This window comes from Paenibacillus oryzae (genome assembly GCF_001675045.1).
GTDB lineage: Bacteria > Bacillota > Bacilli > Paenibacillales > Paenibacillaceae > Pristimantibacillus > Pristimantibacillus oryzae.
The window spans coordinates 32,706-47,060 of record NZ_LYPA01000051.1 but is presented as its reverse complement, the minus strand read 5'-3'; the positions used below and the strand labels follow the sequence as shown (position 1 = coordinate 47,060).

General features: G+C 50.1%; 14 protein-coding genes and 1 riboswitch. Of the genes, 6 read left to right on the top strand and 8 right to left on the bottom strand.

Going from position 1 to position 14,355, the window contains the following annotated elements:
- Positions 1–146: 146 nt before the first annotated feature.
- Entirely contained in the window at positions 147–1,838 is a 1,692-nt protein-coding gene (locus tag A7K91_RS10940) for a methyl-accepting chemotaxis protein (protein WP_068682547.1), read from the top strand.
- Here A7K91_RS10940 and A7K91_RS10935 read toward each other — a convergent pair.
- The 3 genes from A7K91_RS10935 to A7K91_RS10925 form a co-directional block, all read right to left on the bottom strand.
- Positions 1,828–2,529 carry a uracil-DNA glycosylase gene (locus A7K91_RS10935; RefSeq protein WP_068682545.1) on the bottom strand — a complete coding sequence of 234 codons (702 nt, stop codon included), beginning with the start codon at positions 2,527–2,529 and terminating at the stop codon, positions 1,828–1,830. The two genes, A7K91_RS10940 and A7K91_RS10935, sit on opposite strands and share 11 nt — an antisense overlap.
- A gap of 676 nt (positions 2,530–3,205) precedes the next feature.
- Positions 3,206–4,105, bottom strand: a complete 900-nt coding sequence (locus tag A7K91_RS10930) for an AraC family transcriptional regulator (protein WP_068682543.1) — start codon at positions 4,103–4,105, stop codon at positions 3,206–3,208.
- 67 nt (positions 4,106–4,172) lie between these two features.
- Positions 4,173–4,535 (bottom strand): iron chaperone, encoded by a 363-nt coding sequence (locus tag A7K91_RS10925; RefSeq protein WP_068682541.1) that lies wholly within the window; start codon positions 4,533–4,535, stop codon positions 4,173–4,175.
- Positions 4,536–4,660: 125 nt separating this feature from the next.
- On the opposite strand from A7K91_RS10925, the gene A7K91_RS26410 reads away from it, so the two are divergent.
- From A7K91_RS26410 to A7K91_RS10910, 4 genes are all read left to right on the top strand, one after another.
- The gene (locus A7K91_RS26410) at positions 4,661–4,819 is read left to right on the top strand and encodes a hypothetical protein (protein ID WP_156739476.1); all 159 of its coding nucleotides are present in this window, start codon (positions 4,661–4,663) and stop codon (positions 4,817–4,819) included.
- Positions 4,820–4,833: 14 nt separating this feature from the next.
- A riboswitch (TPP riboswitch) is annotated at positions 4,834–4,940 on the top strand.
- 237 nt (positions 4,941–5,177) lie between these two features.
- Positions 5,178–5,966 carry a hydroxyethylthiazole kinase gene (gene thiM / locus A7K91_RS10920; protein WP_068682610.1) on the top strand — a complete coding sequence of 263 codons (789 nt, stop codon included), beginning with the start codon at positions 5,178–5,180 and terminating at the stop codon, positions 5,964–5,966.
- Positions 5,966–6,769, top strand: a complete 804-nt coding sequence (gene thiD / locus A7K91_RS10915; protein WP_068682608.1) for a bifunctional hydroxymethylpyrimidine kinase/phosphomethylpyrimidine kinase — start codon at positions 5,966–5,968, stop codon at positions 6,767–6,769. Before thiM ends, thiD begins: the two co-directional genes overlap by 1 nt.
- Before the next feature lie 76 nt (positions 6,770–6,845).
- A complete protein-coding gene (locus tag A7K91_RS10910; RefSeq protein ID WP_068682539.1) occupies positions 6,846–7,178 on the top strand; it encodes a hypothetical protein in 333 nt (110 codons plus the stop codon).
- Positions 7,179–7,229: 51 nt separating this feature from the next.
- On the opposite strand, the gene A7K91_RS10905 is transcribed toward A7K91_RS10910, so the two are convergent.
- The 5 genes from A7K91_RS10905 to A7K91_RS10885 all read right to left on the bottom strand — a co-directional run bounded on the left by A7K91_RS10905 (position 7,230) and on the right by A7K91_RS10885 (position 10,719).
- Complete coding sequence (locus A7K91_RS10905; protein WP_068682606.1) at positions 7,230–7,733, bottom strand: DUF4275 family protein; 504 nt, start codon at positions 7,731–7,733, stop codon at positions 7,230–7,232.
- Positions 7,734–7,850: 117 nt separating this feature from the next.
- On the bottom strand, positions 7,851–8,375 hold the full coding sequence (locus A7K91_RS10900; RefSeq protein WP_068682538.1) for a hypothetical protein: 525 nt from the start codon (positions 8,373–8,375) through the stop codon (positions 7,851–7,853).
- The gene (locus A7K91_RS10895) at positions 8,372–8,908 is read right to left on the bottom strand and encodes a YfiT family bacillithiol transferase (protein ID WP_082967381.1); all 537 of its coding nucleotides are present in this window, start codon (positions 8,906–8,908) and stop codon (positions 8,372–8,374) included. The genes A7K91_RS10900 and A7K91_RS10895 overlap by 4 nt, the downstream gene beginning before the upstream one ends.
- A 31-nt stretch (positions 8,909–8,939) precedes the next feature.
- Positions 8,940–9,611 carry a ribose-5-phosphate isomerase RpiA gene (rpiA, locus tag A7K91_RS10890; RefSeq protein ID WP_068682536.1) on the bottom strand — a complete coding sequence of 224 codons (672 nt, stop codon included), beginning with the start codon at positions 9,609–9,611 and terminating at the stop codon, positions 8,940–8,942.
- Positions 9,612–9,795: 184 nt separating this feature from the next.
- Positions 9,796–10,719 (bottom strand): ankyrin repeat domain-containing protein, encoded by a 924-nt coding sequence (locus A7K91_RS10885; RefSeq protein WP_281198616.1) that lies wholly within the window; start codon positions 10,717–10,719, stop codon positions 9,796–9,798.
- 82 nt (positions 10,720–10,801) lie between these two features.
- Here A7K91_RS10885 and A7K91_RS26710 point away from each other — a divergent pair.
- Positions 10,802–14,355: DUF6242 domain-containing protein (locus A7K91_RS26710; RefSeq protein WP_068682532.1), on the top strand; the 3,554-nt coding region annotated here is incomplete at its 3' end.

Sequence of the window (14,355 nt, the reverse complement as noted above, 5' to 3'; positions counted from 1 at the left end):
TTTTTTGTGCGCTCCAATCTGACAGAAGCAGTAACATTAGTCACTGTAGTCCATATCTGACTGATTTATAGTGAAATTAACTAGCAGCAAAAAAAAAGGTTAAACACCTGGAGCGCAGTTGATTGACAGTTGGGAGCGATGTGCACATGAAATGGTCGATTCGAAAAAAAATAATTGCCGGTTTTATTTCCGTGATCCTAATTTTATCCTTGGCTATAGGCATCAGCTATATCCAGCTTACGCTAGTCGATCGCACGTATAGCGATCTGGTCAACAAAAAATCAGCTTTGTTTATTCAGGTGCAAAAGCTGAACGTTGCCGTTATACAGGAGCAGGCCAGTCTCCAACGATTCTTGCTAAGCGGCGATAAAAAAGCATTGGAGAGCTTTGAGGATGCCCATTCCCGTTATGTAGAAATTGGACGGGAGATCGGAAGTCTGACACTTGATGAGGAAACCAGACAATGGCGGGAAGAGCTCAATTACTACCAGGAGGAATATTACCTCGTTGCCAAAAGAGCTATTGCTCTAAAGCAGCAAAATCAAAACGAGGCGATTTTGGAGCTTGTTAACGAAAAAGGAGAAGCCTTGATAAGCGGATTTCAAAAAACTGCGGAGCAATTTTCCGAATTTCAGCAGCATGAGCTGGATGATTACACCCATATAGCTAACCAGAAGGTCGACGGCGTCAAAAATTTGATTTTGCTGTTCAGCATTTCCTCCATCATTGCCGGGATTGTTATCGCCACCTGGATTGGCAATCGGCTGGCGAAGCCGATTCTTGCCGTTGCCCGTGCTGCCGGACAAGTATCGGGAGGCAATCTCACGGTTCAGGATGTAGTGGTGCACAGTCGGGACGAGGTAGGAGGATTGGCCGGAGCATTTAATACGATGGCGCATAATTTGCGCAAGCTGATTCGGCATACCGCCACAAGCGCCGAGCAGGTATCGGCTTCCGCCCAGGAGCTGTCGGCCTCCAGCGAGCAAGCAACGTTAGGGACAGAGCAGGTGGCCGGCACCATGCAGAACATGGCTATGGCGGCTGAGCAGCAAAGCCGCAAGGTTGAGGAAATTTCCTCCTCGATGCATGATATGTATGCCGGCGTTTTGCAGATGGCGGACCAAGCCCAAGGCACATCGGATACGGCTATGGATGCTTACAGCCAGGCCGTTGCGGGTAATGATCTCATTCATTCCGCCGCCGCGCAAATGGACCATATCAATGGTACGGTGACTGGACTTGCGTCCATAATGGAGCATCTGCATACGCGCTCCCGCGAGATTGGCAGCATTCTTGCCGTCATTACCGATATTGCGGCGCAAACGAATTTGCTGGCCTTAAACGCCGCCATCGAAGCAGCGCATGCTGGCGAGCATGGCGCAGGTTTTGCCGTTGTCGCAGGGGAGGTTCGCAAGCTGGCGGAGCAATCCTCGCGTTCAGCCGAAGAAATCTCTACCTTGATCGCCGATATTCAGCGCGAAATCGGCCATGCTGCCGCATCTACGGAAACGGCGGCGCGAGAAGCATCCTCCGGTATTCAGGCGGTTCAATCAGCAGGAGCCTCCTTTACGCAAATCCAGCATTCCGTATATGCGGTTAATGAACAAATACAGGAGCTATCGGGATCGGCACGGCTGATGGCTGGAGGAGCAAAAGCCATCGTCAGCTCCATGGATTACATTACCCAAATTGCCGAAAGCACCGTATCGGGAGCACAGGAGGTAACGGCGTCTGCTGAGGAGCAGCTTGCTTCAATGGAAGAGGTTTACGCTTCTGCACGCACTCTCTCCACGCTGGCCGAGCAGCTGCAGGAGGAAATTCAGCATTTCAAGGTTTAATCTCCGTCTTCATCTCATTCTCCTGAGGCAGGCGCCAGTTTACTTGAGTCAGTCCGTGATCCGCCAGAAATTGGTTGGCGCGCGAAAACGGCCTGCTGCCAAAAAAACCTCTGTCAGCAGAGTAGGGACTTGGGTGCGGAGATTTAATTAAGTAGTGCCCGCGGTTAGTAATCAGGTCGGCTTTTTTCTGGGCATGGCTGCCCCAAAGAATAAAGACGACCGGCTCCGTTTTGCGGTTCAGAGCGTCGATAACCGTGTCGGTAAAAACCTCCCAACCCTTGTCACGGTGGGAATTGGCTGAACCAGCCCTTACCGTCAGTACCGTATTGAGCAGCAGCACGCCCTGTCTCGCCCATTCCAAAAGATGTCCGTGAGAAGGAATCGGGCAGCCGATATCATCATGCAGTTCCTTAAATATGTTTTGCAGGGATGGCGGAGGCGTTACGCCCGGCTTGACGGAAAAGCTCAGGCCATGCGCCTGCCCCGCCCCATGGTAAGGGTCTTGTCCCAAAATAACAACGCGTGTTTCCGCAAACGGGGTTTCATGCAGTGCATTAAAGATGTCATACATATCGGGATAGACGCGGCGGCTTTTGTATTCCTCGATCAAAAATTGCCGCAGAGCGATGTAATAATCGCTCTGAAACTCGTTTTCGAGATGCTGAGCCCAATCATTGCGAAGTATTGCCATCTGCCTTCGTTCACCTCTGACTTAATGGAAATCTGATTTTAATTAAAATCTGTCTTAATGTAATAGGATAGTCTACTATACTATATTTCAACATTCTTCCATTATACCAAGCTTGCGTAGAATGTGCAGAGCGAAGTCAGGCAGGTTTCCATGCTTCGCTCTAATTGCTCCTGCCCCCGGCCCGTCACACGTACAAAATAGGCAGACCCGACATGTGGGGTTTTAGGACGTGAGGAGTATGAGGGTGTGTGGTGTCTGCTTTTGTACGATAAAGCATACAAAGTAAGCCGCCTCGTACGAGTGAAGCCTGATTTTGTACGATGAATCATACAAAACAGCGGCCCCCGACATGTAGTCACTGACTTTGTACGATAAATCGTATAAAACATGCAGTTCTAGACGTGGGATGCCTGGTTTTGTACGATAAATCATACAAAACGCGTAAACTCAGGCGGCGGGCGCTTGTTTTTGTACGATGAATCATACAAAATGCGTAAATCCGGGCAGTGGGCGCTTGTTTTTGTACGATGAATCATTAAGCTTGAACATTTTTAAAAAGCAAACCCCAAGAACGCTAATAATAAGGCATTCTTGGGGCTTGCACTGGTCAACCCTTTTTCAAGATCCGTTTTACAACGTCCCATTAGTTTAGACGTTTTGGACGGAGCCGCTTCTTCTAGGCCTTCTTGGCCACCGGAATGTAGATGTCCATAACGGGATGGTCTGTACGATCGCCCCAGCAGCGCTCGTCATAATGTTCGAACTCGGCGCCCAGCGCTTGCTCGTAACCGGAATGGGGGAACCATTCGCTGTATATGGAATGCCAGGTGCTTTGAATCGCGGCTGTAAACTCGGCGCGGGGAACCGCAGGCGTTGTAAATACCGCATACATCTGCTCCGGATAATGGCGGCGAACCGCGCCTTCCGGCGGTTCTGCTCCTTCTTGCGCTTCAACGCCGATCACGTAGCTGAACTCTCCCGTCTCTATGTCGAACTCATCGCAAACGCCAAGCTCCGCTGTCGATACGGCTAGACCATATAGGGTTTCGCCCTTTTTCTCTGCTATATACTGCTGCCAAAATGCCGGAATGTCCCTGTTATTTTGCCCATCCTTGTTGCGTGTCCGTAAGGAATAACCTATCAGATCAAATGCGGGTTTGGTCACAATTTCATAGTTCATTGCAATTCCTCCTAAATAGGGATTGTATCGCGGCTCCATGACCGAAACCTTGGGATATTCCGGGGGCTGCAAGCCTTTTCTCCGAAATTCTCCCGGCGTCATGCCGTACAGCCTGCGAAAAGCGCGAATGAAGGTTTCCGGCGTGCCAAAACCATGATCCAGTGCAATGTTCAGCAGCTTTTCATCCGTATAAGCAACCTGGCAGGCGGCGCGGACCAGCCTTCTTTTGCGGACGTATTCCATAACCGAATCCCCCACCATGGTTTGGAAGACCCTATGAAAATGAAAATCCGAAAATCCCGCCAGCTGCGCCAAGGTGGACAGCTTCAGCTCTTCATCAAGTCGATCCTCGATGGCGTCCACAACCTCCTGAATAATGGTCTCATAGATTGACACGTCAAACCTCCTTCTTGCTATAAGTTAAGTGTAGCGCAATCCCCCTAAAGGCTCTTGATGATTTTTGCTAATTGTTTTTTACGTTTTCTGCTACGCGAAAAGCCGTTATTTTGGAGATTAGCTCATAAGGAACAGGCTTGTCCAATGGAAATTGGATAGCTCCCTTCGATGTTTTGTAGCCGGCCAGCTCTTCCTGAAACGCTTGTATGCCGCTTGGAGCCGGATAAAATCCGATATGGTTTTTGAACGCCGCAAAATGGACCAGATTCCCATTCAGCACAAACGTTGGCATGCCATAGCTTATTTTGACCGTTGCCTCCGGCACATCCCCGGCAATCAAACGATAAATGGAAATAAGCTTTTCCTGCACCTCTTCCGGGAAAGCGGCAATATATTCATCAATAGGCTGGATGCCTGTCTTGTTGTTCATTCTGTAGCACCTCCCTCTTTCAACTTATTTTACCCGAAATGGACTGTCTCGTCCTAATCTGCCCTTCAAGTAGAAAAGGCCCTGAAAATATGCTATATTGGGAATCAATGGAGGAGGCTGTTTATATGCAAAAAGCGTTTGTTCTCTATTTTATGTCCGAGAAAAAGACCAATCTGGATGAGCTGAACCAGCTATTAGCCGAAGGCTGGAAGGTAGCTAGCCAAAGCCCGATGAGCAACAGCAACCTTAACTCATCTTTTTCATTGGTCATTCTCGAAAAATAAACTGAATAGTTGAATACAATCACTAGGGGAGTCCTGACGGACTGAGACGGCGCAGCAGAGCGCCGGACCCTTGGAACCTGATCTGGGTTATTCCAGCGGAGGGAAGTGGGATGAAGCATTATTTGAATTGCGCGGTTATGCCGTCGCAGATCGGATATACCTGTAAACCCGTTCCTTCCCGGAACGGGTTTTTTGACGTTGCTTTCCAGCCATGGTTGTTCGACAGACTTGTTTTTTTATCAGACTTGGTTATTTATCAGACTTGGTTGTTTAACTGACTTGGTTGTTATCCAGCCTCAAACTACTCGTCTCCCCCCATTATTCCATTGCTCAAGGAGGAATTCATTTGTCTTATCTTATGAAGGTACGGGAACAAAAACCGCTAATCCACAATATCACCAACGTTGTAGTGACCAACTTTACCGCAAATGGGCTTCTGGCGCTAGGCGCTTCGCCGGTGATGGCTTATGCACGGGAAGAGGTCGCGGAGATGGCTTCGCTTGCAAGCGCAGTTGTCCTGAACATAGGCACGCTGGACAACCGTATTGTGGAGTCCGCCCTGCTGGCGGGCAAAGCAGCCAATGCGGCAGGAAAGTCGGTTGTGCTGGACCCCGTTGGCGCAGGCGCAACGGCATATCGCACAGAAACAGCCCGGGCAATCGCCAGAGAGGTCAAGCTTGCCGCCCTGCGCGGCAACGCTGCAGAGATTGCCCATGTTATTGGCGAAAGCCGGGATATTAAAGGCGTCGATGCCGTAGCAGGAGATACCGATAATGTTCAACTGGCCCGGCGCGCCGCGCTGCAGTTGGGCTGCATCGTAGCCGTTACCGGCAAGGACGATGTAGTCAGCGATGGTCACAGCACCTATGTAATCAGCAATGGACATCCTGTTTTGACTCAGATTACAGGTGCGGGCTGCTTGCTGAGCTCAGTGCTTGGCGCTTTTCTCGCTGTAGGCAGCGACGCGCCTGCCCTAGCAGCAGCGGAAGCTTTGGCTTTTTATGGGGTCGCAGCGGAGGAGGCCGCAAACCATATGAAGGAACCGCTTCCCGGCAGCTTCCAAGCGGTGTTTCTTGATCAGCTCGCCTCCTTGACGCAGGAGCGATTCGAAGCGCTGGCGCAAATAGCCAAGGCGGACAAGCAATGATGGCTCCTATTGCCAAAGCGCTAACCATAGCCGGGTCGGACAGCGGAGGCGGGGCCGGCATCCAGGCCGACCTCAAAACCTTCCAGGAGCTTGGCGTATACGGCATGTCCGCCTTAACCGCCATAACCGCGCAAAACACGCTTGGCGTTCACGGCGTGTTTCCGGTAGAGACGGCAGCCGTGACTGCCCAGCTCCAAGCCATCGGGGCCGACCTGCCGCCGGATGCCCTGAAAACAGGGATGTTGTTCAGCCATGACCGAATACAAGCTGTCGCAGAAGCCATTGCTTATTTCAAGTGGAAAAATGTAGTCGTTGATCCTGTCATGATCGCCAAAAGCGGGGCGCAGCTTCTGCAGCATCAAGCTTTGTCCTCATTAAAATCCTCCCTGCTGCCGCTGGCGGAGGCTGTTACTCCCAACATACCGGAAGCGGAGCTTCTTGCGGATCAAACCATTGCAACGATGGAGGACCGCAAGGAGGCTTGCCGCCGCATTGCCGAGACCAGTGTCCGCTATGTCATCCTAAAGGGCGGACATGCTTCGGATGACGGTCCGGTTATTGATCTGTTATTTGACGGTTTTGATTTTTATGAAATGGAAGGCGCCCGTATCGCGACGCGTCATACGCATGGAACCGGCTGCACCTTTTCCGCGGCTATAACGGCAGGTTTAGCCAACGGATTGGACATGCAAAGCGCGGCGCTTCAGGCCAAGGCCTTTATTCAAGCCGCAATTCAGAATGGACTGAATATCGGGACAGGACAAGGGCCAACCAACCATTTTGCCTACAGAAACAGGAAATGAGCTTTTTTTGCATAAAAACATGACATGAAGAAAACAGTATAGGAGGTTCAAAAAACAATTCAGGGAGGAACTAACCATGTACAATCAACAGCAACAGCTTGCCCAAGCAGAGCAACTTATTCAACAACTGGTAAACCAGACGCAACAAGCGTCCGCTCAATATCAGCAATTGCTGACACAGGAGCAGCAAAACGCTCAAATGCTGGAGCAGCTTGCGCAACGCGAGCAGCAAGCTGCTCAAGTGATTCAAACCGCTTTGCAGGGCCATCAAACGGCTATTCAACAGCTTCACCAAATTTCCAGCCTGTGCAATCAAATTTCCCATCAAAGCATAATGGGTATTGCTTCTCAAGCTTATAACAGCCAAAATACTCAAACCGGCTCCCAATATCGGCCATCCTATCAATAAGGGATTGCCGGCGGCTGCATCAAGCGCTTCCGCAAGAGAGCAAAAAGCCCTTTACTTCAGCTTATAGAAGTAAGGGCCGCACATGGACTCGTGAGTGTGTACATAAGTCCAGGTGAAATTTCGGTCAAACAAATAAATGTCCTGCTCGGACTCAAAATCCGCCGCAGTGGCTTTCGCTGCATTTTCATAAAGGAAGACAGACGTCAGGTCCTGGTACATGCCGTACATTTCGTCTTTGGCGACGGCATCGAAGGCTCGCCTGGCTTTGTCTTCCTTCAAGCATTTTTTCTCCTCATAGCTGAACATATGCCACTTGTACTGATCGTAATGGATGGCATTCTTTACCTCATCGCTCAGCTTGCGCGCAAAGGTCTGATCCCACTTGCGGAAAATACCGTTGGCTTCCCCATACAGCTCTGTAATGATCACGCCTTTTTCAATCAGTAATTGTCGATGCTTGTATTTCTTGTGAATAAATTCGAGTGTCCAATACGTATGCAGCAAATGTTCTTCTGGGAGCTCGTCTAACATCTGGTTGATTTTGCTTCTAATCATGTTGCCTCCACCCAAATCTCTTTTTCCACCATCATAGGAAAGCCGAATCAGGGCTGCAAGGACATTGGACACACCTTTCAAAAAAATAGACAGCTTCTAATCTGTGCGGGGTGGACTCTATTTTGTCCATGAGCTCTCTATTTTTTGATCGCGGTAATCATGGATGTAGAGCAACTCATTGCCTTCCTGCTTCAATATGACTTTGCTTGAGAGAGGTCTTTCTTCGATTTCCTCGTCATAAGAGATTTCAAGACTCGTTCCCTGAATCACGATGGACTGCTCTGTCAGATCAACCTCAGTTACGACATAGTTGGACTCTGTGAGCAGCTGGCCAAATGTTACCCCTACTAAAATGACATCCTCCTGCACTTCCATGGTCATATCCAATTGCTCTGTATTAATCCAGACTCCGTAAAAACGGTTAACAAGCGCCTGCTCATCTGCTGTCAACGTTTTACCGATTAGATCGCGGGAAGGCTCCTCCTTCTCCAGTTCGGTTTCATCTGGCGATGGCGCGGCTGTTTCCCCTTCCTCAATCCGGACGCCTTCATCCGTCTTGACGACTTCAGTTGCCTGCCCTGCACAACCGGCACACACCGCCAGAATAATAATCCAAATCGCTGCAACGTATAGGGGTCTCAATTTGCTGCCCCCAATCGAATATGGGAAATATGATGACGGTTATGCCAAATAAACCTCTGGAGTGCTGCATCAAGCGATATATGTCCCAATACTTCCGTTACAAGAGTTCGCTCAAACTGCTCGTCCCTCAGCGCCTTTAACAAATAGTAGAAGCGGCTGTGCAATACTTCAATGAGCATTAAGGAATGCTCGATCGGCATTTCCTTGCCATCGGCAAGCTCGGCCCACAGGTCTTCCCGGTAAGAGCTGGCTCTCGGCCCATCCTCCGTCAATGCCCGTTTAAACCGGATGTAGGCGTTCATATCATTATCCGCCATATGATGAACGATTTGCTTGACCGTCCAGCCGCCAGGCCGATAGCAATAGTTCAAAGGATCGCTCTGAGCAGCCTTCAGCGCTTCGATGGCCTCCTTAAGCTCGCAAACCAATTGAGGAATTTCCTCGATCAAAAGACTCCTGCTTTCGGAAGTTACTTCCTTCGAAGGAGCAAACCGGCCAATAGGGTAACGCCTCTGTTCCTCCATTGCCTCCATTGCTGCATCCCCTCTCTTTTTTCCCCGGCTGTTATGCTTTCTCCAGCTCCCGGACGCTCCCGTCATGGTATCCAACAATGATATGATCGGCCATCTGAATGAACAAGCCATTGTCCACCGTACCCGGAATCAGGTTAATGACGGTATGAAGCTGCTCAGGATCATCAATGCGTCCAAAATGGCAATCCGCTATATAGTTCCCGTTATCCGTAACAAACGTTTTGCCTTCCGCTGTTCTCAATACCGGCTTGCAGCCAAGCTGCTCCAGCTTTCTCAAGGTCATTTCATGGCCAAAAGGAACCACTTCAACCGGCAGCGGAAAACGTCCCAGCTTGTCCACCACCTTGCTTTCATCCACAACTATAATCAGCTTTTTGCTTGCCGCCGCCACGATTTTTTCCCGAAGCAATGCGCCGCCGCCTCCCTTGATCAGGTGAAAAGCAGGATCGGCCTCGTCCGCTCCGTCAATCGTCAAGTCGATTGTTTCTATTTCGGCAAAAGGAAGCTGCTGAATGCCTAACTCACGCGCCAGCTCCTCCGATGCCTGAGATGTGGCAATAGCTTTGATTTTTAATCCTTCGCGGACTCTGGCCCCGATCCTCTGAATGGCCCAATAGGCTGTCGAGCCGGTGCCCAAACCAACAATCATGCCGTCCTGAATAAAATCCGCTGCTTTTTCGGCTGCTACTTTTTTCGCTTCCATCTGTTTTCCTCCTACTTTGGCTTGTGACAAGCTGCTCAGTATGCCAACGTCATGCCAATCAATAGTTTTTTATCTACAGGCTCACCGGTTATATATACTTTTTGTAAATCCTGCGGAGAGGTAGCCTCCATTAAAATTGCAAAACCCGAAAAATTCTAAGCCCACATAATGGGCTTTTTTTATTTCAATGACGAGCAGCAAGAATAAGCTCCACAACAGCCGTTTGCCCGGTTTCTTGCGCGCGTTCCAGAGGACTGCCGTTGTATGCCAGTATCTTCCCTTTGAATTTGACCGGCGTTGTAAAATCGACGCCCAGCTTCAGCAGCAGCTCCACAATTTCGAGGTGGCCCATGCCGCAAATCCAGAATAACAGCTCCGATTTGGGAGTCGTCTGACTCTTGTAATCCGCACCTTGCTCCAGCAAATATTCAGCAATCCCGGGATTGTTCCGCCAGCAGGCCCAACGAAATCCTGAGGAATAGCTATTGGGATCGATTCCGTTTTCCACAAGCGTAACGGCAGCCTCCAGATTTCCCCCGCTTAGATTCGTTGTAAACTCCAGTAAAGAACTCTTGGAGCTATCCAGCAGATTAACATCCACCCCCTTGGAGAGGAGCAGCTCAATGCTATCTCTACCGGCATGCATGCAGGCAAAATGAATGGGCTGCAGGCCGTTTGGTCCCTTCGAGCTTATATCTGCGCCAGCTTCAATTAAATAAGCCGCAACCGGATGATGCCCGTTGGCTAAGGCAATGGACAAGGCTGATTGCCTGGCTACGTTTTTGATTTCCAGGTCCGCGCCCGCTTCGACAAGCAGCTTGACAATTTCGACATTCCCACTCTGACAAGCGATATGAAGCGGCGTTCCCTGAAGCGGGCTGGTATAATCGGTTAGCTTCTTATTCAAAACTGAGGGTTTAATGCCAGTCAGTAGTCTATGAACCTCACCCGTTTCCTGCTGCAAGCAGGCACGGTGCAAGGCGTCGCCTGTTGTGATTTTCGTCATATTTTTCTCCTTTAGCGCTTTAAAAAAGTATAGTATTTGTAGAGCATGTCCTTGTATAATATTCCTGATTCCATGTGCATGCTTCGGCAAATATAAGGCCACAGCAGAATCCCGCTTCAAGCATTGCTTTATAAAGGCAAGTATACCTAATTTATCGACATCATGGAAATGGGAGGAAGCAAAAGTGAGACATTTTAATCGTGGGAGAAAGGTATTTATCTATCTTTTGTTGTTGGCATTTATTTTCCCAAACGCTTACCTTCCAAAGACAGAGGCCTCGGCAAATGGCGGGCCCGAGCTGCAATCTGCCGTAAGCGGCAATGCCGATGGCATGATTAACGCTATCGTGTATGCAAACGGCAAGTATATCGCTGTTGGAGACCGAGGATATATTGGTCAATCGCCGGACGGACTCCAGTGGACCAGGATTGCAGCTCCTGTATCCAATGAAGCTACTAGCTGGAGAAGTATTGTTTTTGCAAAAAATATGTACGTAGCCGTTGGGTTAAATACATCTTCAACTTCAACCGCAAAATTGATGACATCGCCCGACGGCGAAAATTGGACTGATCGGTCCTCCAGCATTGATGGCACCATTCTGCAAAAAGCCGTATTTCTCAATGATCAATTTTTTGCAGTTGGCGGCAGATGGAGTGGCAATGACCGCAGTTTGGACGTTGGCATTATTTATTCCTCGACGGATGGTGTGAACTGGACTTTGACAGCGGCGCCAGAAAAATTTTGGCCTGTCAGCTCAACGACCTCTACTCCGTTTTTTCTGACGGACATGGCCTATATCTCGGGGCGGTACGTAGTTGGCGGCAATGTATTCGGAAGCTATGGCCACTCAACTAATCTGAGTAGCTGGACAAAAGGGTTTATTGACGACTACGCAATCAGCTTCTTTTCGGTATATAACAATAAGTTATACGTAATCAGCAACGGATCAAACGCCTATTCCAGTAGCGACGGAATAACCTTCGCACCGGCGCCAGATTACAACGGCATGCGCGGCAGTCTTCAAGATGGATCGACGCTGTACCGGTTTGGTATAGGCGGCAATTGGTTTGAATCGGCAGATGACGGCGCCTCTTGGACTCAAAAAACTGCCATTACCAATGTAACCATTCTGGATGCGGCGACAAATGGCAGCAGTTTTGTTTTGGTCACAAACGGCAAAAATAGCCTGGTTGTCTCGCCAGATCATTCGGTTTGGAGCCGAATTGAAGGGGATTTGCAGGGTGTCGTATCCAATGGCTCGCAATGGGTTGGTGTCGCAACAGCACCTTCACGGAGCGGAGGAGAAGCCGACAGCTTTTTGCTAACCTCTTCCAGCGACTTGGGCAATCTGAGCCCAGCAGCTGACTTTTTTCCCAATATAGAGTTTTACGATGTTGCCTATGGGAATAACACCTTTATCGCCATCGGCAAAAAAATCGCTCGTTCCTCAGACGGTGTAACTTGGACATTAGATGATCTCCCTGCCGGGATAGCTGGTCAAATAACGGCGATCACATACGGAAGCAGTCAAGGGTTCGTTGCTGTTACAAACGGGGGGTCCATCCTTGCTTCCCCGGATGGAAGCAGCTGGACAGTCGATAACAGCAATAGCGGCACTGCATTTTCTCATGTAAAGGATGTCAACGGGGTTTATATAGCAACGGTACCGTATGAAAGCGTTTGGGTATCCGATGGAAGCGGCGGAAATTGGTCTGCTTTAGACTCATTAAGCGACTATTACGCGCTGTATTATGACTTGTCGGACGTAACCTATGGAGCAGGCACTTATGCCATTAGCGGCTCCGATGAAAATGGGAACCCCGTTGTTTTGACGGCAGCAGCCAACTCATTGGATGAGATTGCAGTCTGGGATACGCATGCCATTGATAACAGCGTTTATACCACACTGAAAACTATTGAGTATAGTGGCGGTTATTTTGTTACGGGCGGCCTGGAGTACCATTCTTCATCTCCTGAAACGTACGTTCTTTATGCCACGTCCGACTTTACAAATTGGGCTGATTATAATGAACAAACGCTAGGCATCAGCAGCAGCGCCATCAATAGTATTACGGTGCTGAACGGGACGTTCTACATTGTTGGCGACAACAATGCGCGTATCGTACTGGGAGAACCAAGCGGCCCCGTAGCTCAACCCGAACCGACGCCATCGGCTGTCATCAGCTTTGTGGATGAGCAACTGACTGGACTAGCGGCTAACGCCGTTTACCTGATCAACGGTCAAAACGTATCCGCTGATACGAACGGCAAAGTCGCTATCGACTCAGCTTGGCTTGGAGAAACGTTAAGCATTGTCAAAGTCGGCAACGGCACAACTTCAACCAACAGCTTGGCTCAATCGCTCATCATCCCGGATCGTCCTGCCGCGCCAACAGGCGTTGGCAAAACTGACGAATCCTACGCTGGCGCAAATGACGGCAGCCTCACTGGACTGCCAGTTGGCGGCGAATATAAACAAGGCGCTGCCGGCGCTTGGTCGGACATCTCAAGCGCAACCGTTTCGGGACTGCAGCCGGACACGTATTATGTCCGGGTTAAAGCAACCTCGTCGGCCTTTGTCTCTGAGGAAGCAGCAATTACAGTAGGATCAACCTCCGCTACGCCTGAGGCTACACCAGCGGCTGTCATCAGCTTTACTGATGAGCAGCTTACTGGATTAGCGGCTAACGCCGTTTACCTGATCAACGGGCAAAACGTTTCCGCTGATACGGACGGCAAAATCGCTATCGACTCGGCTTGGCTTGGCGAAACGTTAAGCATTGTCAAAGTCGGCAACGGCACAACTTCAACCAACAGCTTGGCTCAATCGCTCATCATCCCGGATCGTCCTGCCGCGCCAACAGGCGTTGGCAAAACTGACGAATCCTACGCTGGCGCAAATGACGGCAGCCTCACTGGACTGCCAGTTGGCGGCGAATATAAACAAGGCGCTGCCGGCGCTTGGTCGGACATCTCAAGCGCAACCGTTTCGGGACTGCAGCCGGACACGTATTATGTCCGGGTTAAAGCAACCTCGTCGGCCTTTGTCTCTGAGGAAGCAGCAATTACAGTAGGATCAACCTCCGCTACGCCTGAGGCTACACCAGCGGCTGTCATCAGCTTTACTGATGAGCAGCTTACTGGATTAGCGGCTAACGCCGTTTACCTGATCAACGGGCAAAACGTTTCCGCTGATACGGACGGCAAAATCGCTATCGACTCGGCTTGGCTTGGCGAAACGTTAAGCATTGTCAAAGTCGGCAACGGCACGACTTCAACCAACAGCTCGGCTCAATCGCTCATCATCCCGGATCGTCCTGCAGCGCCAACAGGCGTTGGCAAAACTGACGAATCCTACGCTGGCGCAAATGACGGCAGCCTCACTGGACTGCCAGTTGGCGGCGAATATAAAAAAGGCGCTGCCGGCGCTTGGTCCGACATCTCAAGCGCAACCGTTTCGGGACTGGAGCCGGACACGTATTATGTCCGGGTTAAAGCAACCTCATCGGCATTTGTCTCTGAGGAGGCAGCAATCACAGTAGGATCAACCTCCGCTACGCCTGAGGTTACACCAGCGGCTGTCATCAGCTTTACTGATGAGCAACTGACTGGACTAGCGGCTAACGCCGTTTACCTGATCAACGGTCAAAACGTTTCCGCTGATACGGACGGCAAAATCGCTATCGACTCGGCTTGGCTTGGCGAAACGTTAAGCATTGTCAAAGTCGGCAACGGCAC